Source organism: Agathobaculum sp. Marseille-P7918, from assembly GCF_964248325.1.
Lineage (GTDB): Bacteria > Bacillota > Clostridia > Oscillospirales > Butyricicoccaceae > Agathobaculum.
The window spans coordinates 528,882-552,140 of sequence record NZ_CAXTXI010000001.1; the positions used below are offsets into that span (position 1 = coordinate 528,882).

Consider the following 23,259-nt stretch of genomic DNA (forward strand, 5'->3'; position numbering starts at 1 on the left):
CGCTGGAAAACTGTGCAGAACATTGTTATAATAATGTCACTGTGTAAAATGTACGGGAGGAACTGCTATGTTATCCGATATTGAAATCGCACAGGGCTGCCAGATGCGCCCGATCACCGAAGTTGCCGCGTCCGCCGGTCTGGATGCGGAGGATCTGGAACTATACGGGAAGTACAAGGCCAAGCTGTCTGCCGACGTCTGGAAAAAAACGGCCGGTCAGCCGGACGGCAAGCTGGTGCTTGTCACCGCTATCAACCCCACTCCGGCAGGAGAGGGCAAGACGACCACGACCGTCGGCCTTGGTCAGGCAATGGCAAAGCTCGGCAAAAAAGCCATGATTGCGTTGCGCGAGCCATCCCTCGGCCCGGTATTCGGCATTAAGGGCGGCGCTGCCGGCGGCGGCTATGCACAGGTTGTGCCGATGGAGGACATCAACCTGCACTTCACCGGCGATATGCACGCTATCACGGCAGCCAACAACCTGCTGTGTGCCATGCTGGACAACCACCTGCAGCAGGGCAATGCGCTGGGTATCGACCCGCGCCGCATCATCTTTACCCGTGTTATGGATATGAACGACCGCGCCCTGCGCAACATCACCATCGGTCTGGGCGGTAAGGTCAACGGCGTGCCGCGCGAGGACCACTTTATGATTACGGTTGCCTCCGAGGTCATGGCAATCCTGTGCCTTGCCTCCGATCTGGAGGATCTCAAAAAGCGCTTCGGCGATATTCTGGTTGCATACTCTTATGATGGCAAGCCGATTTACGCACGCGATCTCAAGGCCGAAGGCGCCATGACCGCACTGATGAAGGACGCTATCAAGCCCAATCTGGTACAGACGCTGGAGGGTACGCCCGCGCTGATGCACGGCGGTCCGTTCGCCAACATCGCGCACGGCTGCAACAGCGTGCAGGCCACCAAACTCGCGCTGCGACTCGCGGATATTGCCATCACCGAAGCCGGTTTCGGTGCGGATCTCGGCGCGGAAAAGTTTATGGACATCAAATGCCGCAAGGCCGGCCTGTCCCCCGACTGCATCGTGATTGTTGCGACGGTACGTGCTCTGAAATATAACGGCGGCGTACCCAAGGCCGAACTGAACGCGCCCAATATGGCGGCTCTGGAGAATGGCATTTGCAATCTGGACGCACATCTGGACAACATGAAAAAGTTCGGCGTGCCGACGGTCGTGGCCATCAACGCATTCCCGACCGACACCGCAGAGGAAGTGGAATTCATCCGTCAGCACTGCGCCGCGCGCGGCGTGCGAGTCGCCTTGTCCGAAGTATTTGCCAAGGGCGGCGAGGGCGGCAAGGCGCTGGCCGAAGAAGTTCTTGCCGTGCTGGACGAAGGCAAGGCGGACTTCCATATGCTGTATGAAGATGAACTGCCACTTGAAGATAAGATTCGTAAGATCGCCAAGGACATTTACGGCGCACTGGGCGTAACCATCGCCCCGGCAGCACACAAGGAACTGATGAACATCACCGAGATGGGCTACGGAAATCTACCCGTCTGCGTTGCCAAGACTCAGTATTCCCTGTCCGACGACCCGGCGCTGCTCGGCCGTCCGACCGAATTTGTCGTCAATGTCCGCTCCGCCCGTCTTGCGGCGGGCGCAGGCTTTGTTGTGGTTGAGACCGGCGCAATTATGACCATGCCGGGTCTGCCCAAGGTGCCGGCTGCGGAAAAGATTGACGTCGACGCCGATGGCAAAATCACCGGTCTGTTCTAATCACAATTTTAAATCCATAGACAGGAGCCGCCGACAGGCGGCTTCTGCATTGCATCGACAAAACAGGGGGACCATATGGAAATCAGTCTGATTCTGGCAGAACAGATTGTGCAGCTTTTTCTCATTCTGCTCATGGGTTATATTATCGTCAAGGCCAAACTGCTGCGTACCGAGGACAGCCGCAGCATTTCGGTGGTCATGGTATATATTGGTGACGCCATGTGTCATTATCAATGCGTTTCAGGTGGAATACACGCCGCAGGTGATGGGCGGACTGCTTTATTCCTTTGCTTTTGCAGGCGTAGCACATCTGTTATTCTTGCTCATTGCCCGTGTGCTTGCCCGTCCGCTCCGGCTGGATGTCATCGAACGCGCCGTTATCATTTATACCAACGCAGGCATTCTGGTCATCCCGTTAGTGAACGCTCTGCTGGGCGCGGATTATGTTATCTATTCCTGCGCCTTCCTCGTCATTCAGCAAATCCTCATCTGGACACACTGCCGCAGCCTGCTCTGCGGCACCGGCGGCATGGAATGGCGTAAAATTCTGCTCAACATCAATATCATCGCTATTGCTATCGGCTGTGCGCTGTTTCTGCTGCGCATTGAACTGCCCGACTTCATCAACCAGACGCTGAACACCACCGGATCGATGCTCGGCCCGCTGGGCATGCTGCTGGCCGGCATGGTCATTGCGGATACGCCCCTCACCCGTCTGTTCACCGCACCCCGCGGCTATCTGGCAGCGGTGCTGCGCCTGCTGTTTTGTCCGCTGCTGACCGTGCTGCTGTTTCGCGCCGTCGGCGCTGCAAACCTGATTGCGGACGGCAAAAATATTCTGATGACCGTTTATCTGGCCTGCATCACACCAGCCTGCGCCACCGTCACCTCGCTGGCGCAGCTGTACAATCGGGACGCGGCGCACTCGAGCGCGCTTTATGTGTTGTCCACCCTGCTGTCCATCGTCACCATGCCGCTTATGATCGGCGTATACGACTGGCTCATCTGAGATTTGTCATAGAAGCAGGCCGTACAGTGGACAAATTCGTTCTCTCTGGTGTATAATAGCCATACGACAGTGAATCACACTATCCTATGACCGCAAACTGACTCAAACAGGAGGTTATTATCATGGAAAATCCTGAAAAGCTGCTGGATTTACTCAGTCAGGACGCTCGCCTGACCCCCGCCCAACTTGCCGCCATGACCGGTGCAAGCGAGGAAGAGGTCACCGAAGCTATCCGGACTTTTGAAAAAAATTCTACAATTCTGGGCTATAAGACCGTTATCGACTGGGACAAAACCGCAAAGGAAAGCGTAACCGCACTCATCGAGGTCAAAATCACCCCGCAGAAGGGTATGGGTTTTGACGAAATCGCGCGTCAAATCTACTCCCACCATCAGGTGGAAAGCGTTTATCTGATGAGCGGCGGCTTTGACCTGACGGTCATCATCAAGGACCGCTCCATGCGTGAAGTTGCGCGCTTTGTCTCCGAGCAGCTCGCACCGATGGAGAACGTCCTTTCGACCGGCACGCATTTCATTTTGAAAAAGTATAAGGATTACGGCGTGGAATTTGACCCCTCAGATAATGACAAAAGAGAGGTCATGATTGCATGGTAGATTACGAACAGCTGCTCTCCAACCGGGTCAAGGAGGTCAAGCCCTCCGGCATCCGTAAATTCTTCGATGTGGTTGCAACCATGCCTGACGCGATTTCGCTCGGCGTGGGCGAACCGGATTTTGAGACCCCGTGGCAGATTCGCCGCGCCGGTATCCAATCTTTAGAAAAAGGCCAGACCTTCTACACCTCTAACTGGGGTCTTGCCGAGCTTCGCCGCCAGATCGCGGCGCTGACCCGACGCAAATATCAGCTCTGCTATGATGCAGATAAGGAAATTCTGGTGACCGTAGGCGGCTCTGAGGCAATCGACAACGCTATCCGTGCACTGGTCAACCCCGGCGAGGAAGTCCTGATTCCTGAGCCGAGCTTTGTCTGCTATACGCCGCTGACCCAGATGGCGGGCGGCGTACCTGTTCCGCTGCCGACGCGCGTAGAGGATCAGTTCAAGCTGACCGCGGACGCGCTGCGCGCGGCCATCACACCGCGCACTAAGCTGCTGATTCTGCCCTATCCCAACAATCCGACCGGCGCTATCATGACACGGGACGAGCTGGAAGCGATTGCAGCCGTCCTGCGCGACACCAACATCGTCGTGCTGTCGGACGAAATCTATTGCAGCCTGACCTACGGCAAGGACCCGCATGTCTGCTTTGCCGAGCTGCCTGGCATGCAGGAGCGCACCATCGTCGTGGATGGCTTCTCCAAGTCCTACGCGATGACCGGCTGGCGCCTCGGCTGGGCGATGGGGCCGAAAGAACTCATGCGCCACATCTGCAAGGTGCACCAGTTCGGTATCATGTCCGCGCCGACCACTGCGCAGTTTGCGGGCATTGAGGCCATCCGTTCAGGAGAGGATGACATCGAACGGATGCGCACACAATACGACATTCGCCGCCGTTTCCTGCTCGGGGAGCTGCGCTCAATGGGTCTGGAATGCTTTGAACCGCAGGGCGCGTTCTATATGTTCCCATCCATCACCTCGACCGGACTGTCGTGCGAGGAATTCTGCGAGCGTCTGCTCAAAGAGGAGAAGGTCGCCGTCGTACCGGGCAGCGCCTTTGGCGCAAGCGGCGAAGGCCACGTGCGCATTTCCTATTCCTATTCAATGAACCATCTGCGCGAAGCCTGTTTCCGCATGCGCAAATTTCTGCAATCCTTATCTTAAAGCAAAACGGCCTGTTTCTGTGGAAACAGGCCGTTTTTATATACAAGTTTTGTCTTAGAACACGCAGTACTGCTTCATATATGCATCCATCAGCGGCAGCAAATCGGCATACTCCGCCTTGTCCGCCAGATACTCGCGGATATCCTGTACGGTAACGAGCGCATGCACCTTGATGCCGAACTCCTCGCCAACTTCCATGACCGCGGTCTTGCCCGGGGTTGTACCTACCTCGCAGCGGTTGACCGAAATAAACATATCGGTCACCTTGACATCTGCGCAGCCCTTGAGCACCGGCATGGTCTCTCGAATCGCCGTACCTGCCGTGATAACATCCTCGATGATGATAACGCGGTCGCCGTCCTTCGGCTTGTAACCGACGATATTGCCGCCCTCGCCGTGATCCTTTGCCTCCTTGCGATTGAAGAAAAAGGGCTTGTCGATACCGTAGTTGCGTGCCAGCGCACCGGAAACCGAGGTCGCCAGCGGAATTCCCTTGTACGCAGGGCCGAACATCGCGTCAAAGTTGTCGCCAACGGTCTCCTGAACCAGCGCGGCGTAGAACTCACCCAAACGGGAGTTTTGTAAACCGGTCTTATAATTGCCGGTGTTCACAAAATACGGAGTCTTGCGACCGGACTTGGTTGTAAAGTCACCGAAGCGCAGCACGTCCGCGCTCATCATAAACTCGATAAATTCCTTTTTCGCCTCAGAAAGCATAACTCGTTCCACCTTTATTCTCATTTGTCACCAGTATACCAGATTTCCCCGGCGGAAACAAGCCGTCTGTATTATACAGAAAAACCCGAAGCAGTTGCTTCGGGTTTTTTGTGTTTTTATCGCAGCACCGCGCCCTGATCGGCCGAGGTAACCAGCCTCGAATAGCGGTACAGCCAGCCCGACTTGATGTTAGGCTCACGCGGCACAAACTTTGCGCGGCGCGCCTCCATCTCCTCATCAGAAATCTGGACATTGACCTTGCTGTTTGGAATGTCGATGGCAATAATATCGCCCTCTTTAATCAGCGCGATCTCGCCGCCCGCAGCAGCTTCCGGCGAAACGTGGCCGATGGATGCGCCGCGGGACGCGCCGGAGAAGCGACCGTCCGTGATGAGCGCGCAGTCCTTATCGAGCTGCATACCGGCCAGCGCAGATGTTGGATTGAGCATCTCGCGCATGCCGGGACCGCCCTTCGGACCTTCGTAGCGAATGACCACAACATCGCCCTTATGAATCTCACCGGCATAGATGGCCTTGATTGCATCATCCTCGGAATCGAACACGCGCGCCGGTCCTTCGTGCACCATCATTTCCGGTGCGACAGCCGAGCGCTTGACGACACAGCCGTTCTTGGCAATGTTGCCCCACAGCACCGCGATGCCGCCCGTCTCGGAATACGGATTCTCCAGCGGACGCACGACCTCGGGATTCTTGTTCTCGACGCCCTCAAGGTTCTCGCCCACCGTCTTGCCGGTCGCGGTGATAAGCGACAGGTCAAGCAGGTCGCGTTTGGTAAGCTCCTTCATGATGGCCGGTACGCCGCCCGCCATGTACAACTCCTCAATGTGGTGTGGACCGGCCGGCGCCAGATGGCAAATGTTCGGCACCTTGGCAGACAGCTCATTGAGCACATTCAAGTCAAGCGGCACGCCCGCCTCGTTGGCCAATGCCAGCAGATGCAGCACCGAGTTGGTGGAGCAGCCAATCGCCATTTCGCAGGTCAGCGCATTGCGGAAAGCCGCAGGTGTCAGGATGTCGCGCGGCTTGATATCGCGGCGCAGCAATTCCATGATCTGCATGCCCGCGTGCTTGGCCAGATGGATGCGCGCTGCGTGGACAGCGGGGATGGTGCCATTGCCGGGCAGCGCCATACCAATCGCTTCGGATAGGCAGTTCATCGAGTTTGCCGTATACATACCCGAGCACGAACCGCAGCCCGGACACGAGCCGCACTCGCATTCCTCAAGCTTTGCGTCATCAATCAGGCCGGCCTTATACGCACCGACCGTCTCAAACGTCTTGGAAAGCGAGATTTCCTGTCCGTCATAATGACCGGCCAGCATCGGGCCGCCGGAAATGATGATAGACGGAATGTTGAGACGCGCCGCAGCCATCAGCATGCCGGGCACAATCTTGTCGCAGTTCGGGATGAGCACAAGCGCATCAAACTGGTGTGCCTGCGCAAGCGTCTCGACGCTGTCCGCAATCAATTCGCGGCTGGGCAACGAATACTTCATACCGATATGTCCCATGGCGATGCCGTCGCACACGCCGATTGCCGGAACCAGTACCGGTGTACCGCCTGCGATACGCACGCCCGCCTTGGCAGCGTCCGCAATTTTATCCAGATTGATATGACCGGGGATAATCTCGCTGTATGCGGAAACCACGCCGATAATCGGCTTTTTCATCTCTTCTTCGGTCAAACCACAGGCACGCAGCAGCGAACGATTGGGCATACGCTCTGCGCCCGCAGTGATATTGTCACTTCTTTTGGACACGGGGATTTCCTCCTCTTTTGCGAAACAGGCGGGCGGAAACCCGCCCGCCTGTGCGCAGTATTTTTTACTTTTTCAGCCAGCTCATCATGCCGCGCAGCTTCTTGCCGGTCTCCTCAAGCTGGGTATTTGCCTCCAGCTCACGGGTTGCCAGGAAACGTGCACGACCGCCCGCTCTGTTCTCCTGAATCCACTCGGAAGCAAAGGTGCCGTCCTGGATTTCGCGCAGGATCTTCTTCATTTCCTTGCGGGTCTCCTCGGTGATGATGCGCTTGCCGGTGCGGTAATCGCCATACTCCGCAGTGTCGGAGATGGAGTAACGCATCTTGGCAAAGCCGCCCTCGTTGATCAGGTCAACGATCAGCTTCATCTCATGCACACACTCAAAGTAAGCGTTCTCCGGAGCGTAGCCCGCTTCAACCAGCGTCTCAAAGCCAGCCTTCATCAGCTCGCAAACGCCGCCGCACAGAACCGCCTGCTCACCGAACAGGTCGGTCTCGGTCTCGGTCTTGAAGGTGGACTCCAGAATGCCCGCACGGCCGCCGCCGATACCGCAGGCATAAGCCAGTGCGATATCCATCGCCTTGCCGGTTGCATCCTGATGTACGCATACCAGATCCGGAACGCCCTGACCCTCAGTATAGGTACGACGAACGATGTGACCCGGGCCCTTCGGCGCGATCATGATAACGTCAACGTCTGCCGGCGGAACGATCTGCTTGAAGTGGATATTGAAGCCGTGCGCAAATGCGAGGCAGTTGCCCGGCTTGAGGTGCGGCGCAATAGACTCCTTATAGATGTCCGCCTGCTTCTCATCCGGAACCAGCATCATAATGATGTCGCCTGCCTCAGCAGCGTCAGCCGGCGTCATAACGGTCAGGCCGTAATCCTTTGCCTTTGCTTCATGCTTGGAGCCCGGACGCAGGCCAACGACAACATTGACACCCGAATCCTTCAGGTTCATCGCATGTGCATGGCCCTGAGAACCAAAACCGATGATAGCAACGGTCTTGCCGTCCAGCAGGGACAGGTTGCAGTCCGAATCATAGAACATCTTTACCATTTTTAACTCCTCCTAAATATGTATAAATGAAATTAGGAAAACAAATTGAATATGCCACCGTTACTTCTCAATAGCGGTAACACCCGAACGGCTCATCTCCACCACTTCAAAGTTGGAGATAACGTCCAGAAACGCATCGATGCGGCTGGGCACCTCGGACAGCTCGACAATCATCGACTGTTCGGTGGACTCCACAATATGTGCATCATATAGCTCACACAGCTGCCGGATGGCATCACGCTCACTGCCGGTTTCTGCACGGAGCTTGACAAATACCAACTCACTGCAGCAGGAATCATCCTCCTGCAAATGATCGACACGCTGCACCTCTTCCAGCTTAAGCAGCTGCTTGATGATCTGCTCAAGAATGGGTTCGTCGCCCTGCACGATAATGGACATGCGGGAAATCTTGGGGTCGGTGGTCGCCGACACAGTCAGCGAATCAATGTTATAGCCGCGGCGGCCAAACAGGCTGGACACGCGCGCCAGTACGCCCGCGTTATTCTGCACGGTCACAGAAAGGATATATTTTTCCATGATAGTTTCTCCTTTCTCAGTCCGCTACGATATCGTCCACCGTGCCGCCCGCGGGAATCATGGGCAGAACGCGCTCATCCTTGTCGATGCGGCAATCGATCAGCACCGGACCGGTGCGCTCAAGCGCATCCGCCAGCGCCGCACGCAGCTCCGCAATATTGGTCACGCGGAAACCGCGTCCGCCAAACGCATCGGCAAGCTTGATATAATCGGTCTTACGATACAGATTGGTCTGGGAATAGCGCTTTTCATAGAACATGGTCTGCCACTGACGCACATTACCCAGCACGTTGTTGTTCATAATAATCGTGATAATCGGCAGGTTATAGGTGACCGATGTACACAGCTCGTTGAGATTCATATGGAACGAACCGTCGCCCGTGATGTGGACCACCGTCTTTTCCGGGAAAGCTACCTGTGCGCCCATTGCTGCGCCGTAACCAAATCCCATTGTACCCAAGCCGCCCGAGGTCAGGAAATGACGCACCTTACGGCAGCGGTTATACTGTGCCGACCACAGCTGATGCTGACCGACATCGGTCACAACGATTGCGTCATCCCCGATCATATCGTACAGCGTGCGCAGCAACTGATGCGGATGGATAACGCTGTCATCATCCTTGGGCACATAGTCAAGCGTTTTGTGCCACTCGGCAATCTGTGCGCGCCATGCATCGTGCTTTGCTTCCTTTACGTACGGCAGCAGCGCTTCGAGGAAGTTCTCTGCATCGCTGACCACCGAATAATCCACGCCGATGTTCTTATTGATCTCGGCCGCGTCAATGTCAATATGTACAATCTTCGCCTTGGGGGCAAAGCGCCGCGGGTTGGTTGCCACACGGTCGGAGAAACGCGCACCGATACAGATCAGCAGGTCGCTCCGTTCCACCGCCCAAGCCGCCGAAACCGTGCCGTGCATACCGACCAGACCCAGACTCAGCGGCTCGGTGTCCGGAATGCAGCCAATTGCCATCATAGTGTGCGCAGAAGGGATATCCGCCCGACGCATCAACTCGAGCAGCGCCGCACCGGCATTTGCCGTCTCCACGCCACCGCCATAATAAATAATCGGGCGCTCCGCCTGCGCGATCATACCGGCAACTGTTTCCAGCTGCTCCGTCGTTACATCATATGTCTCATGAACCTCGACCTTGGGGGCCGGAATATATTCGCACTCCGCGCTTGTGACATCCTTCGGAATGTCGATCAATACCGGACCGGGCCGGCCGGATGCTGCGATGCGGAATGCGCTGCGAATGGTATCGGCCAGTTCCTCCACATGACGCACGACAAAGTTGTGCTTGGTGATCGGCATGGTGATACCGGCGATGTAAACCTCCTGAAAGGAATCGCGTCCAATCAGGCTCGTACCGACGTTGCCGGTGATGGCAACCATCGGAATAGAATCCATGTAAGCCGTTGCAATGCCCGTGACCAGATTGGTTGCACCCGGGCCGCTCGTCGCCAGACACACGCCAACCTTACCGGTCGCGCGCGCATAACCGTCGGCTGCGTGGGCTGCCCCCTGCTCATGGGCGGTTAAAATATGTCGAATGCGGTCGCTGTTTTTGTAAAGCGCATCATAGATGTTGAGGACCGCGCCGCCCGGATACCCGAAAATCGTATCGACTCCCTGCTCTACCAGCGCTTCCACCAAAATCTCAGAACCATTCTTTACCATGCGAATCCGCCTCCTTTCCTCAAATCACAAAATAAAAAAGCCTCTGTCTCTACAAAGAGACAAAGACCATTCCTCTGCGGTACCACTCTTTTTGCCGCGTATCATTGGATTGCATACTGCGGCCACTCACTTGATCCCTTAACGCAGATCACGCGGAGCGCCTTACACAGGGCCTTATTTCATCCCATTTCAGACGCTCGGCTCACGGAGGACTTTCGCACTTTCCTTCCTCCACCGCCTTGCACCACCCGGCGGCTCTCTCTTTTGGATTCCAGACGCTACTTTTCCGGTCATCGCCAACTTGCGTTGTTCAAAATGTAATTCATATTATAAATCCGCTTACAGCGATTGTCAACAACTTTTTCGTATTTTACTTTGTTAAATTCCTGTCCGGGTATATTCTTCCGTTTTTGTGCCATACTACCGGTAAATTCTGATAGAAAAGAGGCCGAGACATGGCTGTTCCCCTGCTTCGTACGCTGATTCTATACTTTGCAGTCATCGCGGCAGTCCGCCTGATGGGCAAACGCCAGATCGGTGAGCTGGACCCGTCCGAACTGGTCATCACCATTCTGGTCTCCGATCTGGCAGCGGTTCCCATGCAGGATCTGGGTATCCCGATGTTCGCTGGACTGGTCCCCATCGCCACGCTCATCGTGCTCGAAATCCTGCTCAGCTGGATTGCGCTGAAAAGCCGCACATTCCGGCGGCTGCTCAACGGTCAGCCCGCCATTATCATCCGTGGCGGGCGGCTGGACATCCCCAAGCTGCGCGAAATGCGTCTGACAACCGATGAAATCATCGAAACGCTGCGCAAGCAAAATGTGTCCTCCGTGTCCGACGTCAAATATGGCGTCATTGAGCCGGACGGCACGCTGTCTGTGATTCTCAAGCAGCCGCAGCAGCCGGTCACGGCTGAGATGCTGGGCATCACCCCCAAGGACACTGGTCTTCCGCTGGTCGTCGTATCCGACGGCAAGCTGGTGCGCCGCTCGCTGCACCTGCTGCAGCTCGATCCCAAAGACATTGAAAACCGGCTGCGGAACCAAAGCCTTGCCGTATCCGACGTATTTCTGATGACGTTGGACGACTGCGGCAACAGCTTCATCCAAAGAAAGGAGAAACGCTGATATGCGGCGTCTTTGCATTGCCCTGCTGCTTCTGGTGCTGCTCATCTGGGGCAGCTGGTGGAGTCTGCATACGGTAGAGCGGGTCACCGGCAGCATTATCCGTGAAATTGAAGCGGGCGAGCTGGACAAAGCACACCAGCACTGGGACAGCGCGCAGCTTTTGCTTGGCTCTCTGCTGCTTCACGACGAAATTGATCAGGCGGACCGCCTGTTCGACCGCGTGCTTGCCGCACATGAGTCCGAAAGTTCAGAGGATTTCCTGCTCGATTGCACGGAACTGCTTGCACAATTAAACCATTTACCCGAGCTGGAGCGTCCCAGCCTTATCAACCTGTTGTGATTTCCCAAATTCCACCCTGAAACTTTGTAAGTTTTGATATAGCATTTCTCTTTCTTATGTGATAATATTTATTTGTAATTAGTAATCATTTTCAATAAAGGAAAGGGAGCTGCTTTATGAATAACGCCGCCTATAAAAAGCTCGATTACAGTCTTTCTCTGATTTCCACTGCGGCCGATGGCAAAAATTTCGGCTGCATCATCAATTCTCTGCATCAGGTGACCTCTTCCCGCCCGCCGAAGTTCACATTGTCCCTCAACAACGATTCCGCCACCGGCGCTGCGCTCAAAAAGTCCGGCGTTGCCGCCGTCACCCTTCTTGCGCAGGATGCGGACGAGAAAATCGTCAATGAGTTCGGCTATAAATCCGGCCGCGCGATTGATAAATTTTCTGCTTTCCCGTTTGAGAAGGACGAAAACGGCTGTCCTTGGCTGCGCGAGGGCATGGTGTCCCGTCTGAGCCTGCGTGTGACTGAAACGGTGGCCATCGGCTCATACACGCTGTTTGTCTGCGAACTGGTCGACGCTGAGGTGCTTGCCGACGGTGACTGCCTGACCGTAAAAGCGCTCGAAAGCCGCGGAAAAGACGCGCCCCCCGCAGCACCCGTCTATCATGAAGTTGGTCCGGATGCCGGCTGGAAATGCACGGTCTGCGGCTATGTCCGGCTGGATGATACCATCCCGGACGACTATGTCTGCCCAATCTGCCGCGCTCCGCGCAGTAAATTTGTCAAGCGAAGCGAAGCCTAAACGCCTCCGGACTCTCTTTTGCCGCTCCTTTTAAAAAAAGGAGCGGTTTTCTTGTCTTTTGACGCTCCCTGTGCTATGATGAAGCAAAGGCAGGTGGAGTAACATGAAAAGCATCAAACCCGGCCGCGGCCCCTCCATGATGGGTGGTTTTGGCTCTGTATTCGGCATCATTTTCGGCATCTTCTGGACGGTGCTTGCCGCCTCTATGACACAAGGCTTCGGCCCGGTCGGCATCATCTTCCCGTTGTTCGGCGTGTTGTTTATCATCATCGGCATATGCAACGCCGTTTACAACTTCAAAAATGCTACCGGTAAAAACCGTTATTCCGAATTTGATATCACGGATGATACTGAGGAACCCGATCCACTCAACCGGTATTTTGGCGACAAACCGGAAAACACCCTCGATACGCATTCCTCGGGCAGCAGCTTCTGCCCCTACTGTGGCGCACCGGTACAAAGTGATTTTGCCTTTTGCCGCAAATGCGGAAAGGCTTTGCCAAAGGAGTAATCAGTTATGAAAAAAGTTCTGTTTGTCAACGGCTGCATCCGTGGAGATGCATCCCGCTCCCTACGGCTGGCGCGGCGGCTTGTCAGCCGTATCCCGGATGCAGAAATTGAGGTACTGCAGCTTTCCGCGCTGCATCTGACACCTTACGGCGCTGACGACATTGCCGAGCGCGATGCACTATCCGCTGCCGGCGCATTCGACACGCCGTTCTTCGCACTCGCCAACCAGTTCAAAGCGGCGGACGCTGTTGTGCTGGCCTGCCCGTTCTGGGACATGGGCGTGCCGTCCATGGTGCGAACCTATCTGGAGCATTTGTGCGTGACCGGTCTGACCTTCCACTATGGCAGCGACAATTATCCCGTGGGAGACTGCCGCCTGCAGCGGTTTGTTTACGTCACCACGCGCGGCGGTGTAGTGGATAACCGCGACCCTGTGCTCACTGACCACGCTTCCGCTTATCTGCTATCCATCTGCAAACTGCTCAGCCACGGACGCTTTGACACACTCGCCGCAGAAGGGCTGGACATCGTCGGCAACAATGCGGAAGCACTGCTCTGTGCAGCTGAAGCGCAGGCAGACGACATCGCGCAGCACTTCTGGGAATAACCGTTCCCTCTGAAAGCGGCAAAACGCCGGAGACCAATTGGCCTCCGGCGTTTTTCATTTGCACAATATTGTATCATTTGGGCAGCTTTTGCGAGCCTTCAAACGAATCCGCGTGCACCCAGAACACCTCTGCCACAGACAGAGCGGCATCGGTATAGCTCCAGCCGTCGCGACCGGTCTGGTGCTGCATAATCACATCAAACCCGCGCCGTTTCTCCTCATTATTCTGCGCAAACTGCACGCTGCCATAGCCTACAACAGAGGAAAACGCATAACTGTACCGACAGGCCAGATCACCTTCGCCGGTCACGCCCATCTCGGTATCCACCTCGAAGCACACGCGCGGGTCGGCACGCAGCGCGTCGATTTTCTTTCCCTTGATACCGCTGTGGAAATAGAGGGTCAGTCCGCTTTCATCCCATGTATAACCAAAATTAAGCGGGATCACATACGGCGCGCCGTCCGCAATCATTGCCAAGCGACAGGTTTTGCACGCCTGCAAAACCGGCTCGATATTCTCCCGTCCTGTGATTTCTCTGTCTTTTCTGCGCATGATTCTTTCACCTCAACACAAGCATACCATGTTTCCCGGCAACAGGCAAGCAAAAGGGATGCAAATGTATACCGTTCTCTCCTTATGCACGTGAGCAAGCCCATAAAGCGGCGATCTGTCCGGATAATCGGTCGTAGGACCATGTTTTTTCGCTGCGCTTAACACTGTTTGGGTCACGCACCAGATACTCGCCGTCCTCTGTGCGGCCCGCCAGCACAATAAAATGCCCTTCGGTTGTGAAATCGCCCGGCAGCATCGAGCAAATTACCGGTTGGCCCGCGTCAAGCGCTGCATCAATCTGCATTTTATCCAGCGAAAGCTGTCGGCAGCTGATACCGAATGCGCCCGCTCCATCGCTGAAAAGAGACCAGCTTGTCCCCTGCCCCGATATGTAATACCCGTGTTCCGCAGCATAGCGCGCAACGCGGTACGGCGTTACGGTGCTGTCCTCCGTCAGGTATGCTGCCGCCATCGCAAGGCTGGTGGGCGCACAGCCACTGACCGAGATTGTGCTGCTTCCATATGCCTGATATCCCCAGCGTCTGTCCCATTGCAGCAAAAGCGGAACCGTATCCAGCGACTCGGTCAGACTTTCCGCGGGCGCGTCCGCATGGTGCTCCGGATAGCCCAGCACAAAGTCCAGCGTTTCATTGTTTCCCGCAAGCATCTCAAGCAATGCAGGCGGATAATTTTCCGGATGCTGCAAAATCTTGCTCGCGCGGCCGTCGGACAGCGACAAACGGAAAATCGACAACGCAGTACCGCTTTTTACATCCTCCACGCCATCTATCTGCCAGCGCATCACAGCCAATCCACCCGTCACAGCGCGCAGTACAAACCAGATTGCCATCCCCAGCAAAAACAGCACGAGCAGCAAGCGGATCGGTTTGCGCCGTTTTCTCGTTTTGCGGCGGGTACGCCGCTGAACCGGGCGCGGCGCGATACGTTTCGCAGAAGTTTCCATTTGTACCGTAGCATAACGAGTTGTCATATTGTTTTCCCCTTCCCGGCTCCCTCTGGGACAGCCTGCACCTGATGTATTCAGCATAACAGAGCTTTCTTGCGATTTAGCCGCCAAAAATCTTAAGATTTCCGAAGCCCTGATGGATGCATCAAAGTGTTCTCATTTATTAAGAGTCAAAAAACCCCCGAATCGTTGCAGGAATTCTGCAAATTTCGGGGGAATGATTCTCCTCCTGCTTGTCATACGCTTGTCCGCCCGGTTTTCTGACAGCGGCCGCGCGCATTCCTAAAAAATACACGATGCAGGAAAGGGATTTGTTCGGTTGTACAGTCAGGTATTGTGATCGGATACGTGGAACTGCTTGAGATTGCCTATCTTCTGCGCGCGTACATCCATCTCTGCGCACACATCCGCGAGCGTCACGCCGCACTCGTTCATCATTACCATCATGTGGTAAAACACGTCGTTGATCTCACCGACCAACTCCTCTTTATCACCGTTTTTCGCGGCAATGATGGTCTCTGCGCACTCCTCACCCACCTTTTTAAGGATTTTATCCAATCCTTTTTCAAACAGGTAGCAAGTATAGGAATTCTCCTGCGGCTCTGCACGGCGCTGCGCAATAACCGCCTCCATCTGTTCAAACGAATTCATGTTATTCGTCCTCCTTATCATTTTCTCTGCTCACTGCCGCTTGGTCACCAGCAGCACGAGCGCCGCAATCAGCGCAATCACCACGACGGCACCGACCACAAAGCCTACCACGGACACCAAAGGGAACGCCATTATGTCTGCTCCCCTTTCTCCCACAGAGTGGTATAGAAGCAGGTACGGTTACCCGTGTGACAAACCGGTCCCTTGGGGGTGCCGACATAGATCAGCGTGTCATCATCGCAATCGGACAGAATTTTGCGCACAAAAATGAAGTTGCCCGAAGTCTCACCCTTGTTCCACAGCTTCTGTCGTGAGCGCGAGAAAAACCATGCTGTGCCGGTGTCCATCGTCAGCTTGAGGGCTTCCTCGTTGGCATAGCCCAGCATGAGCACCTCGCCGTTTCGCTCATCCTGACAGATAACCGGAATCAGCGGCGCCTTCACAAAAAACTTGCTCAAATCCATGATTTACAACCTCACCGGAATGTTTTTTTCGCGCAGGTGGGCCTTAACCTCGCCCACGGTCAGCTCACCGTAGTGAAACAGGCTGGCGGCCAGCGCTGCATCGCAGCCCGTTTGCTCGAACACCTCGGAAAAGTGGTCAAGCGCACCGCAGCCACCCGACGCAATCACCGGGATGCCGACCGCATCCACAACCGCGCGCGTCAGTTCCAAATCGAAGCCGCTTTTCGTGCCGTCCTTGTCCATCGAGGTGAGCAAAATCTCACCCGCTCCGCGCTCATATACCTCACGCGCCCACGCGACCGCATCTATACCGGTCGGCGTGCGGCCGCCTGCAACGTATACCTCAAAGCCCGACGGTGTTTTCCCCGTTCGGCGGCCGTCGATGGCCACGACCACACACTGGCTGCCGTATTTTTCTGCAGCAGCATCCACTAAGCCGGGATTTTTCACCGCTGCGGAATTAACCGAAATCTTGTCCGCGCCCGCGCGCAGAATATCGCGGAAATCATCCACTGTGCGGATGCCGCCGCCCACAGTAACCGGCACAAATACCTCACGGCAGGTGCGGCGCACCACATCCGCAATCGTGTCGCGGCCGTCACTTGTGGCCGTAATATCGAGGAATACGATTTCGTCCGCACCCTCCGACGAATAGAATTTGGCCAGCTCCACCGGATCGCCTGCATCGCGCAGGCCGACAAAGTTGACCCCCTTAACCACCCGTCCATCCTTGACGTCCAGACAGGGAATGATGCGTTTGGCCAGCATTATTCGGCCTCCTTAATCGCCGCCGACAGATCCAGTTTTCCCGTGTAAACCGCCTTGCCCGCAACCGCCGCATCAATTCCCAGCCGCTTGAGCTGGCGAATATCCTCCAGCGTGGACACACCGCCCGACGCTGCGATACGGCAGGATACGGTCGCACGCAGTGCGGCCAGCTGATCAAAGTTCGGACCGGCCAGCATACCATCCTTGTCGATGTCGGTAAAAATAATCGTCTTGACGCCGTAGGATTCCATACGCTCGGCAAACGAAATGTAGTTCTCGCCGCTGTCGCCCAGCCAGCCGTCCGTACGCACGGTCTCAGATTTCGCATCAATGCTGACCGCAATCTTATCGCCGTATTTTTTGACGGCTTCAGCCACAAACTGCGGGTTGCGCACCGCCGCGGAGCCAATGATGACGCGCTTGACGCCCAACGCAAGAACAGCTTCGACATCCTGCATCGAACGAACGCCGCCGCCCAGCTCAACGGTTGCGCCGGTTTCACGGATGACGCGCTCGACCACACCGTAGTTGGCATGCGATCCGTCTTTCGCCGCGTCTAAATCAACCATGTGGATCATGGTTGCGCCCGCCGCCATAAACTTTCGTGCCGTCTCAACTGCGTCCTCAGCCACCTTGTGTACAGTATCGTAATCGCCCTTTTTCAGACGCACACACTGTCCGTCCTTCAAATCAATCGCCGGGATAAACTTCATTTCCCCACCTCCGTCAGTTTTGCAAAGTTTTGAAGCATGAAAAGTCCAACTTTCCCACTTTTTTCCGGATGAAACTGGCAGCCAAACAGATTACCGCGCGCTACCATTGCGGGTACCTGTGCGCCGTAGTCGGTTACGGCGGCCAAATCGCTTTCCTCTGCCGGACACGCCATGAAGCTATGCACAAAATACACATAGTCCCCGCTCGCAACGCCCTCGGTCATTGCGTTCGGACGCAGCACCTCCAGCGCATTCCAGCCAATCTGCGGCAGCTTAAGCTCGGTCCGGATACGCTCGATGCGGCCGGGCAGCAGTCCAAGACCTTTACAGGGCCGCACCTCATCCGACTCCTCAAACAGCATCTGCATGCCGAGACAAATACCCAAAAACGGCTTTTCTTCCGCTGCGCGCAGCACCGCGTCGGTCAGTCCCGAAGCGTGCAGTGCGTCCATTGCATCCGGAAATGCGCCCACGCCCGGTAATATCACGCCGGAAGCCTGTTCAATCACCGCAGGGGTGTCCGCAACTTTATTCTCATAGCCCAAAAAATCCAGCGTATTGTGCACGCTCATCAGATTGCCCGCACCGTAGTCCACAATTGCGATATAGCTCATTACAGCACTCCTTTTGCGCTCAGCACGCCGCCGCCCGTCACCGTAACCGCCTGTTTGAGCGCCCGCGCAAGCGCCTTGTACAGCGCTTCGGTGATGTGGTGCGCATTTTCGCCGTATTCGGCCTTGAGATGTAACGTCAATCCTGCGTTCACCGCGAGCGCGCGCATGAATTCCACCGTCAGGCAGGTGTCATACGTCCCGCACATCGGCTGCGGCATAGGCGCGTCAAACACCAGATACGGACGGCCGGAAATATCCAGCGCGCAAAAGCCGAGTGCCTCGTCCATCGGCACAAATGCCTGCCCGAAGCGCGCGATACCCGCCTTGTCTCCCAAGCACTGCGCGAGCGCCTGTCCGAGCACAATGCCACAGTCCTCGACCGTGTGATGGCCGTCGACCTCAAGGTCGCCCTTGCAGATGAGCGTCAGGCCAAAGCCGCCGTGCACAGCAAAGCTGTTCAGCATATGGTCAAAAAAGCCGATACCGGTATCAATCTTACGCTCACCGCCCTCCAAATCAAGCGAAAGCGTGATGCCGGTCTCTTTGGTTTTGCGTGTAATTTCAGCCTTTCTCATTCTCATCCTCCTCCGAAAAGCGCACTGCAATGGAGTTCGCATGCGCATCCAGATGTTCGCTCTGCGCCAGCGCAATGATATCCTGTGCATAACCCGCAAGTGCGTCACGCGTATACTCAATCACGCTGGTTTTCTTCAAAAACGTATCGGTCGAGAGCGGCGAGAAAAACCGCGCCGTCCCCGAGGTCGGCAGCACATGGCAAGGGCCTGCCATATAGTCGCCAAGCGGCTCGGGCGCGTACTGACCGAGGAAAATTGCGCCTGCATTGTGCAGATATGGCAACCATTCACGCGGATTTGCCGTCACGACCTCCAGATGCTCGGGCGCGACGACATCCGCCATTTTGCAGGCATCCTTCAAATCATCAAACACAATCGCGCAGCCGTAATTTTGTACGCTTTCCTTGATGATGTCATAACGCGGCAGCAGCTTCGCCTGCCGCTCCATTTCGCACGAAATCGCCTGTGCCTGCGCCATCGAATCGGTCAGCAGCACGGCGGAAGCCAGCCTATCGTGTTCAGCCTGACTCAAGAGATCGGCCGCGACCCAAGTGGGATTGGCCGTGTGGTCGGCGATCACCAGCACCTCACTTGGTCCGGCGATCATATCGATATCCACCGTGCCGAAGGCCAGCTTTTTCGCCGCCGCCACAAAAGCATTACCCGGGCCGACAATCTTATCCACCTGTGGGATAAAACCTGCTCCGTAGGTCAGCGCAGCAATTGCCTGCACGCCGCCGATCGCAATAACGGTATCCACACCCGCGATTTTCGCCGCTGCCAACACTTCATTCGAGAGATTTTCCGTCGGCGGGGTCACCATAATCAGCTCACCCACGCCTGCAACCTTGGCAGGCACTGCGTTCATCAGCACGCTCGACGGATAGGCCGCCGTGCCGCCCGGCACATACAGGCCGACGCGCGCAAGCCCGCGCACGGTTTGACCAAGGATTTCGCCCTCGCTGCGCTTCCATTCCCACGACTTGGCGAGCATCTGCTCGTGATAGTCGCGGATATTGGCCGCCGCCTTCTCAAGCGCGGTAATCAGCGCGGGCGAACAGGCAGCATAAGCCGCATCGAGCTGCTCGGGCATGATGATGTACGGCTCGCGCTTGTCGAATTTCTTCGCGTATTCACAAACCGCATCCCAGCCACGCGCCTGCACATCGTCCATAATCGAGCGGACGGTCTGCTCGATATCTCCCCGCGCACCTGCCGCGCGCGCCTTCATCTCGCGGATAACGGTCTGCTCGGCCTGCCCGTCCGCAATCACGGTTTTTAAAAACATATTATCCCTCCAAACCGCTTTCCAGATCGGAAATCACCTGCTGGATAGCGGCTTTTTTCATCTTTGCACTCGCCAGATTGACGATAACACGTGCCGAGATGGGCGCGACATCCTCGATAACCTCAAGGCCGTTCTCCTTGAGCGTCGTGCCGGTCTCGACGATATCGACAATTGCATCAGCCAGCTCCAGCAGCGGCGCAAGTTCTACCGAACCTTCAATTTTAATGGTTTCCACATCCATATTCTTCTTGTTGAAGAAGGCCTTGGTCACCGCCGGATACTTGGTCGCAATGACCGGCGTTTTATAGCCGCCGTACACGTCCTTGCCCTTTTTGGTCGCCAGCGCGAAGCGGCACTTGCCGAAACCAAGGTCGACCATCTCATAGAAGCTGCCGCCCTTTTCCATGATTGTATCCTTGCCGACCACACCCATGTCGCACACACCATGCTCGACATAGGTGATAACGTCTGCCGCCTTGGCCAGCACAATCTCTACACCTGCATCCGGCAGAGCGAAAATCAGCTTGCGTGAGCCGGCTTCCAGCTCGGAGATATCATAGCCCGCCGCTTTGAGCAGCGAAAGTGTTTTCTTTTCCAGCCGTCCCTTGGTCAGTGCGATGCGTACGGTATCGCGGCGGGTCGCTGCCTCCGGGCGTGCCGCTCCCTGCAAGCTCTCCGCGACGCTCTCCACGTCGATACCAAAGCCGCCTGCGGGCAGATCCTTGCCGAATTTGGCACACAGCGCATTGTATCGTCCGCCCGACAGAATGGCCGCGCCCGCACCGCCGATATAGCCGCGGAACATCACGCCGGTATAATAATCCATCTCATGCACCAGACCAAGGTCGATCATGATGCGGCTGCCGTAGCCCGCTTCATCCAGCGCCTTGTACAGCCGACGCAGATAGGACACCGCGCCGAGCACACGCACATTGCCGGTCAGGGCCTCAACCTGGTCAAGCACCTCGATGCCGCCGAACAGCTGCGGCATTGCGCCCAGCGCTTTGGCCGCGGGCCGCTCACCGTAAGGCGCAAGCGCATCCCCCAGCGCTGCAAAAGACTTGTTTTCAATCAACCGGCGAATGCTCTCCGCCGTCTGCGCATCCACGCCCAGTTCTTCGATAAGCGCCTTATAGATTTCCGCATGGCCCAGCTCAATACGGAAACTGTCCGCACCGGTACCTGTCAGCGCACCAAAGGCTGCCGACAGAATATCCTTGTCGGCTTCCAGACCATCTGCTCCGATGAACTCCGCACCGACCTGCAGGAACTCCCCCTTGTGCCCATGTCCGCCGACGACCGAGCGAAACACTTTCTGGCTGTAATACAACCGCACAGGCAGCGCCGCGTCGTCCAGCCGAGTCGCCGCAATGCGGGCAATCGGCGTAGTATTGTCCGGCCGCGCCACGCAGATACGCCCCGATCGGTCAATAATCTTGAGCATATTCTCCTGATCAAGCTCCGGGTTTGCCTGCGCAAACACATCGAAATACTCAACCGCAGGCGTAATCACTTCACTGTATCCACAGCCCTCCAGCGCGGTACGGATCGCGTGCTCGGTCTGCCGCAGTGCACGGCAGGAAGCAAACAGCAAATCGCGTGTCCCCTCGGGAGTAGAAATACGAAAACGGTTCATAACCGCAAAACCCCTTTATTACTTTATCGCGCTAAAATAATACCATACCTGTATGTCATCTGTCAACCCCTGATTTTGCAGATGGTCATATCGCGGTATGTCGCGCCGTCCTGTACAATCTCCAGTTGCCCCGCCGCGCCCAGCGCGCGGATACGCGAAAAAATCAGCATATCGCTGACTCGGTTACCTGTCTCGGCGAGCTTGGCCAGCGCTTTACCGACCGTCATGGCGGCGCGGCTTTCCTCCTCCGGCACACAGGATAAAATGGTTTCATCGTAATAATCTTCGGGCACCGACTGCACTTTGCCGTTCACCATCGCGCGAAGCGGCGTGTTTTCCTCCTGCATGCGCGTCCATTCCGTCAGGAGCGCGGCCTGCTCGGTCTCGGTCAGCTGACGGCGGCGCTTGTAGAAGTAGGGCAGAATTTCAGGCTCGGCCTCCCCTACCGTTGAATAATAAACCATACCTGCACGCGGCGATGCCTTTTGCCGTGCCTCCCGGCTGCGGCGGTCTATCCGCGCCGCATATCGTCGGAGCATGAACTGTGGCATCAGACGGAATACAGCATTCATCAATCGACTGTCACTAACAATACCCCAAACGCCTGCATTCCGGTCAATCGGCGTCGCTTTGGAAAATTCCTGTACCGGCACCCAGTCTACCTCGACCACCCACACCGGAATATGCTTTCGATACAAGCGGCCGACCACATACCGCAGGCCGCATTGCTCCAAAGCGTTGCCGCCCGCATACCAGATGACCGCCTCATCCACCTCGTCCAACTGCTCGAGTGTGGCCCAGTGCCGCGCCTGATACTCAGCCTGCCATTTATCATCCAGCTCCGGGTCGCCGTGCCACGGCGTCAGGATATCCACGCGCGCGGCGCGGTCGGTCACGTCCCGGATATCGCCCTGTGAATAGTCATCCGAAAGCGCAAGAATCTGCTCCACATTCAAAGAGGGTTCCATGGCTTTACGCGCCATTGCGAGGCAGCCCTTCGCACTGTCCCCGAAACAAATCCAGTACACGGTCATGCACCTCCGCTGTAGCTTTCAGCCAGTTCGATGACCTTGTCCAGAAAACTCTCCTCGCCCATGGTGTTGATTTTCCAGAATACCGCCTGACTGCCGCCTGAGGTAATCGCAGACAGGAACAGCTGGTTCCCGCTGCCCGCGAGCGTCAGATTGAGGCTCACGCGATTGCTGCCCGTCCAGCTGTACCGCTCAAACACGCGCACCGCCACACGCACGCCATCCGCTGTCCACTCGCTGCCGTCCTCATAGGAAGCGGACGCACTGCCATTCATGATACCGTCAAATAAGTAATCCAGAAATGCATCAAAGTCACCGGTGAGATGTTGTTCATACTTAGCCATGGTGGTATCCTCCTTT

The 23,259-nt window shown here is 56.2% G+C and carries 27 protein-coding genes, 1 pseudogene and 1 other annotated feature; of the genes and pseudogenes, 9 read left to right on the forward strand and 19 right to left on the reverse strand.

What is annotated here, in order from left to right; all coding sequences use genetic code 11:
- Positions 1–67 precede the first annotated feature (67 nt).
- The gene (locus ACESSO_RS02665; protein WP_373163494.1) at positions 68–1,738 is read left to right on the forward strand and encodes a formate--tetrahydrofolate ligase; all 1,671 of its coding nucleotides are present in this window, start codon (positions 68–70) and stop codon (positions 1,736–1,738) included.
- Here ACESSO_RS02665 and ACESSO_RS02670 read toward each other — a convergent pair whose 3' ends face one another.
- Positions 1,739–1,972 carry a hypothetical protein gene (locus tag ACESSO_RS02670; protein ID WP_373163495.1) on the reverse strand — a complete coding sequence of 78 codons (234 nt, stop codon included), beginning with the start codon at positions 1,970–1,972 and terminating at the stop codon, positions 1,739–1,741. It lies immediately after the preceding gene.
- A gap of 31 nt (positions 1,973–2,003) precedes the next feature.
- Between ACESSO_RS02670 and ACESSO_RS02675 the strand changes: the two genes are divergently transcribed.
- The 3 genes from ACESSO_RS02675 to ACESSO_RS02685 all read left to right on the forward strand — a co-directional run bounded on the left by ACESSO_RS02675 (position 2,004) and on the right by ACESSO_RS02685 (position 4,527).
- Positions 2,004–2,747, forward strand: coding sequence for an AEC family transporter (locus ACESSO_RS02675; RefSeq protein ID WP_373163496.1), 744 nt, complete (start codon positions 2,004–2,006; stop codon positions 2,745–2,747).
- Positions 2,748–2,869: 122 nt separating this feature from the next.
- Entirely contained in the window at positions 2,870–3,361 is a 492-nt protein-coding gene (locus ACESSO_RS02680) for an Lrp/AsnC family transcriptional regulator (protein WP_302665265.1), read from the forward strand.
- The gene (locus tag ACESSO_RS02685) at positions 3,355–4,527 is read left to right on the forward strand and encodes a pyridoxal phosphate-dependent aminotransferase (RefSeq protein WP_373163497.1); all 1,173 of its coding nucleotides are present in this window, start codon (positions 3,355–3,357) and stop codon (positions 4,525–4,527) included. Before ACESSO_RS02680 ends, ACESSO_RS02685 begins: the two co-directional genes overlap by 7 nt.
- A gap of 54 nt (positions 4,528–4,581) precedes the next feature.
- Here ACESSO_RS02685 and pyrE read toward each other — a convergent pair whose 3' ends face one another.
- The 5 genes from pyrE to ilvB form a co-directional block, all read right to left on the reverse strand.
- Positions 4,582–5,244, reverse strand: a complete 663-nt coding sequence (pyrE, locus tag ACESSO_RS02690; protein ID WP_373163498.1) for an orotate phosphoribosyltransferase — start codon at positions 5,242–5,244, stop codon at positions 4,582–4,584.
- 116 nt (positions 5,245–5,360) lie between these two features.
- A complete protein-coding gene (gene ilvD, locus ACESSO_RS02695; RefSeq protein ID WP_373163622.1) occupies positions 5,361–6,983 on the reverse strand; it encodes a dihydroxy-acid dehydratase in 1,623 nt (540 codons plus the stop codon).
- Between the two features lie 106 nt (positions 6,984–7,089).
- Entirely contained in the window at positions 7,090–8,085 is a 996-nt protein-coding gene (gene ilvC, locus ACESSO_RS02700) for a ketol-acid reductoisomerase (RefSeq protein WP_373163499.1), read from the reverse strand.
- Positions 8,086–8,145: 60 nt separating this feature from the next.
- On the reverse strand, positions 8,146–8,622 hold the full coding sequence (ilvN, locus tag ACESSO_RS02705; RefSeq protein WP_373163500.1) for an acetolactate synthase small subunit: 477 nt from the start codon (positions 8,620–8,622) through the stop codon (positions 8,146–8,148).
- Between the two features lie 16 nt (positions 8,623–8,638).
- Positions 8,639–10,303 carry a biosynthetic-type acetolactate synthase large subunit gene (gene ilvB / locus ACESSO_RS02710; RefSeq protein WP_373163501.1) on the reverse strand — a complete coding sequence of 555 codons (1,665 nt, stop codon included), beginning with the start codon at positions 10,301–10,303 and terminating at the stop codon, positions 8,639–8,641.
- Between the two features lie 52 nt (positions 10,304–10,355).
- Positions 10,356–10,606, reverse strand: a binding site (T-box leader).
- Between the two features lie 152 nt (positions 10,607–10,758).
- Between ilvB and ACESSO_RS02715 the strand changes: the two genes are divergently transcribed.
- The 5 genes from ACESSO_RS02715 to ACESSO_RS02735 all read left to right on the forward strand — a co-directional run bounded on the left by ACESSO_RS02715 (position 10,759) and on the right by ACESSO_RS02735 (position 13,639).
- Positions 10,759–11,433, forward strand: coding sequence for a DUF421 domain-containing protein (locus ACESSO_RS02715; protein ID WP_373163502.1), 675 nt, complete (start codon positions 10,759–10,761; stop codon positions 11,431–11,433).
- Position 11,434: 1 nt separating this feature from the next.
- Positions 11,435–11,773 carry a DUF4363 family protein gene (locus ACESSO_RS02720; RefSeq protein WP_373163503.1) on the forward strand — a complete coding sequence of 113 codons (339 nt, stop codon included), beginning with the start codon at positions 11,435–11,437 and terminating at the stop codon, positions 11,771–11,773.
- 116 nt (positions 11,774–11,889) lie between these two features.
- Entirely contained in the window at positions 11,890–12,522 is a 633-nt protein-coding gene (locus ACESSO_RS02725; RefSeq protein ID WP_373163504.1) for a flavin reductase, read from the forward strand.
- Positions 12,523–12,625: 103 nt separating this feature from the next.
- Entirely contained in the window at positions 12,626–13,033 is a 408-nt protein-coding gene (locus tag ACESSO_RS02730) for a zinc-ribbon domain-containing protein (RefSeq protein ID WP_373163505.1), read from the forward strand.
- 6 nt (positions 13,034–13,039) lie between these two features.
- Positions 13,040–13,639 (forward strand): NAD(P)H-dependent oxidoreductase, encoded by a 600-nt coding sequence (locus tag ACESSO_RS02735; RefSeq protein ID WP_373163506.1) that lies wholly within the window; start codon positions 13,040–13,042, stop codon positions 13,637–13,639.
- A 73-nt stretch (positions 13,640–13,712) separates the two neighbouring features.
- Here the strand turns inward: ACESSO_RS02735 and ACESSO_RS02740 are convergent, their stop codons facing one another.
- The 13 genes and pseudogenes from ACESSO_RS02740 to ACESSO_RS02800 all read right to left on the reverse strand — a co-directional run bounded on the left by ACESSO_RS02740 (position 13,713) and on the right by ACESSO_RS02800 (position 23,243).
- Positions 13,713–14,192 carry a pyridoxamine 5'-phosphate oxidase family protein gene (locus ACESSO_RS02740; RefSeq protein ID WP_373163507.1) on the reverse strand — a complete coding sequence of 160 codons (480 nt, stop codon included), beginning with the start codon at positions 14,190–14,192 and terminating at the stop codon, positions 13,713–13,715.
- 82 nt (positions 14,193–14,274) lie between these two features.
- Positions 14,275–15,183 (reverse strand): C39 family peptidase, encoded by a 909-nt coding sequence (locus ACESSO_RS02745; protein WP_373163508.1) that lies wholly within the window; start codon positions 15,181–15,183, stop codon positions 14,275–14,277.
- Positions 15,184–15,486: 303 nt separating this feature from the next.
- Complete coding sequence (gene hisE / locus ACESSO_RS02750) at positions 15,487–15,810, reverse strand: phosphoribosyl-ATP diphosphatase (RefSeq protein WP_373163509.1); 324 nt, start codon at positions 15,808–15,810, stop codon at positions 15,487–15,489.
- A 131-nt stretch (positions 15,811–15,941) separates the two neighbouring features.
- Complete coding sequence (hisI, locus tag ACESSO_RS02755; RefSeq protein ID WP_373163510.1) at positions 15,942–16,274, reverse strand: phosphoribosyl-AMP cyclohydrolase; 333 nt, start codon at positions 16,272–16,274, stop codon at positions 15,942–15,944.
- A 3-nt stretch (positions 16,275–16,277) separates the two neighbouring features.
- Positions 16,278–17,042, reverse strand: a complete 765-nt coding sequence (hisF, locus tag ACESSO_RS02760; RefSeq protein ID WP_373163511.1) for an imidazole glycerol phosphate synthase subunit HisF — start codon at positions 17,040–17,042, stop codon at positions 16,278–16,280.
- Positions 17,042–17,755, reverse strand: a complete 714-nt coding sequence (gene hisA / locus ACESSO_RS02765) for a 1-(5-phosphoribosyl)-5-[(5-phosphoribosylamino)methylideneamino]imidazole-4-carboxamide isomerase (RefSeq protein ID WP_373163512.1) — start codon at positions 17,753–17,755, stop codon at positions 17,042–17,044. Before hisA ends, hisF begins: the two co-directional genes overlap by 1 nt.
- Positions 17,752–18,369, reverse strand: coding sequence for an imidazole glycerol phosphate synthase subunit HisH (gene hisH, locus ACESSO_RS02770; protein WP_373163513.1), 618 nt, complete (start codon positions 18,367–18,369; stop codon positions 17,752–17,754). The genes hisA and hisH overlap by 4 nt, the downstream gene beginning before the upstream one ends.
- Positions 18,369–18,944 (reverse strand): imidazoleglycerol-phosphate dehydratase HisB, encoded by a 576-nt coding sequence (gene hisB / locus ACESSO_RS02775; RefSeq protein ID WP_373163514.1) that lies wholly within the window; start codon positions 18,942–18,944, stop codon positions 18,369–18,371. The genes hisH and hisB overlap by 1 nt, the downstream gene beginning before the upstream one ends.
- The gene (gene hisD / locus ACESSO_RS02780; RefSeq protein ID WP_373163515.1) at positions 18,931–20,232 is read right to left on the reverse strand and encodes a histidinol dehydrogenase; all 1,302 of its coding nucleotides are present in this window, start codon (positions 20,230–20,232) and stop codon (positions 18,931–18,933) included. Before hisD ends, hisB begins: the two co-directional genes overlap by 14 nt.
- A gap of 1 nt (position 20,233) precedes the next feature.
- A complete protein-coding gene (gene hisG / locus ACESSO_RS02785) occupies positions 20,234–20,902 on the reverse strand; it encodes an ATP phosphoribosyltransferase (RefSeq protein WP_373163623.1) in 669 nt (222 codons plus the stop codon).
- Between the two features lie 9 nt (positions 20,903–20,911).
- A pseudogene (gene hisZ / locus ACESSO_RS02790) lies at positions 20,912–21,868 on the reverse strand (ATP phosphoribosyltransferase regulatory subunit); the annotation flags it as partial.
- 62 nt (positions 21,869–21,930) lie between these two features.
- Positions 21,931–22,896, reverse strand: a complete 966-nt coding sequence (locus ACESSO_RS02795; protein WP_373163516.1) for a DUF1835 domain-containing protein — start codon at positions 22,894–22,896, stop codon at positions 21,931–21,933.
- 2 nt (positions 22,897–22,898) lie between these two features.
- Positions 22,899–23,243 (reverse strand): DUF6054 family protein, encoded by a 345-nt coding sequence (locus tag ACESSO_RS02800; protein ID WP_373163517.1) that lies wholly within the window; start codon positions 23,241–23,243, stop codon positions 22,899–22,901.
- Positions 23,244–23,259 lie beyond the last annotated feature (16 nt).

What these genes read in the sequence shown, in the direction of transcription:
- hisD (WP_373163515.1), bottom strand. Translation starts at nt 20,232, where the DNA reads ATGTTTTTAAAAACCGTGATTGCGGACGGGCAGGCCGAGCAGACCGTT.
- ACESSO_RS02800 (WP_373163517.1), bottom strand. Translation starts at nt 23,243, where the DNA reads ATGGCTAAGTATGAACAACATCTCACCGGTGACTTTGATGCATTTCTG.
- pyrE (WP_373163498.1), bottom strand. Translation starts at nt 5,244, where the DNA reads ATGCTTTCTGAGGCGAAAAAGGAATTTATCGAGTTTATGATGAGCGCG.
- hisI (WP_373163510.1), bottom strand. Translation starts at nt 16,274, where the DNA reads ATGGATTTGAGCAAGTTTTTTGTGAAGGCGCCGCTGATTCCGGTTATC.
- ACESSO_RS02725 (WP_373163504.1), top strand. Translation starts at nt 11,890, where the DNA reads ATGAATAACGCCGCCTATAAAAAGCTCGATTACAGTCTTTCTCTGATT.
- ACESSO_RS02680 (WP_302665265.1), top strand. Translation starts at nt 2,870, where the DNA reads ATGGAAAATCCTGAAAAGCTGCTGGATTTACTCAGTCAGGACGCTCGC.
- ilvD (WP_373163622.1), bottom strand. Translation starts at nt 6,983, where the DNA reads ATGCCCAATCGTTCGCTGCTGCGTGCCTGTGGTTTGACCGAAGAAGAG.
- hisB (WP_373163514.1), bottom strand. Translation starts at nt 18,944, where the DNA reads ATGAGAAAGGCTGAAATTACACGCAAAACCAAAGAGACCGGCATCACG.
- ACESSO_RS02685 (WP_373163497.1), top strand. Translation starts at nt 3,355, where the DNA reads ATGGTAGATTACGAACAGCTGCTCTCCAACCGGGTCAAGGAGGTCAAG.
- ACESSO_RS02665 (WP_373163494.1), top strand. Translation starts at nt 68, where the DNA reads ATGTTATCCGATATTGAAATCGCACAGGGCTGCCAGATGCGCCCGATC.
- hisA (WP_373163512.1), bottom strand. Translation starts at nt 17,755, where the DNA reads ATGAAGTTTATCCCGGCGATTGATTTGAAGGACGGACAGTGTGTGCGT.
- ACESSO_RS02720 (WP_373163503.1), top strand. Translation starts at nt 11,435, where the DNA reads ATGCGGCGTCTTTGCATTGCCCTGCTGCTTCTGGTGCTGCTCATCTGG.
- ilvC (WP_373163499.1), bottom strand. Translation starts at nt 8,085, where the DNA reads ATGGTAAAGATGTTCTATGATTCGGACTGCAACCTGTCCCTGCTGGAC.
- ACESSO_RS02740 (WP_373163507.1), bottom strand. Translation starts at nt 14,192, where the DNA reads ATGCGCAGAAAAGACAGAGAAATCACAGGACGGGAGAATATCGAGCCG.
- hisE (WP_373163509.1), bottom strand. Translation starts at nt 15,810, where the DNA reads ATGAATTCGTTTGAACAGATGGAGGCGGTTATTGCGCAGCGCCGTGCA.
- ilvN (WP_373163500.1), bottom strand. Translation starts at nt 8,622, where the DNA reads ATGGAAAAATATATCCTTTCTGTGACCGTGCAGAATAACGCGGGCGTA.
- ACESSO_RS02735 (WP_373163506.1), top strand. Translation starts at nt 13,040, where the DNA reads ATGAAAAAAGTTCTGTTTGTCAACGGCTGCATCCGTGGAGATGCATCC.
- ACESSO_RS02675 (WP_373163496.1), top strand. Translation starts at nt 2,004, where the DNA reads ATGGGCGGACTGCTTTATTCCTTTGCTTTTGCAGGCGTAGCACATCTG.
- ilvB (WP_373163501.1), bottom strand. Translation starts at nt 10,303, where the DNA reads ATGGTAAAGAATGGTTCTGAGATTTTGGTGGAAGCGCTGGTAGAGCAG.
- ACESSO_RS02730 (WP_373163505.1), top strand. Translation starts at nt 12,626, where the DNA reads ATGAAAAGCATCAAACCCGGCCGCGGCCCCTCCATGATGGGTGGTTTT.
- hisF (WP_373163511.1), bottom strand. Translation starts at nt 17,042, where the DNA reads ATGCTGGCCAAACGCATCATTCCCTGTCTGGACGTCAAGGATGGACGG.
- ACESSO_RS02745 (WP_373163508.1), bottom strand. Translation starts at nt 15,183, where the DNA reads ATGACAACTCGTTATGCTACGGTACAAATGGAAACTTCTGCGAAACGT.
- ACESSO_RS02715 (WP_373163502.1), top strand. Translation starts at nt 10,759, where the DNA reads ATGGCTGTTCCCCTGCTTCGTACGCTGATTCTATACTTTGCAGTCATC.
- hisH (WP_373163513.1), bottom strand. Translation starts at nt 18,369, where the DNA reads ATGAGCTATATCGCAATTGTGGACTACGGTGCGGGCAATCTGATGAGC.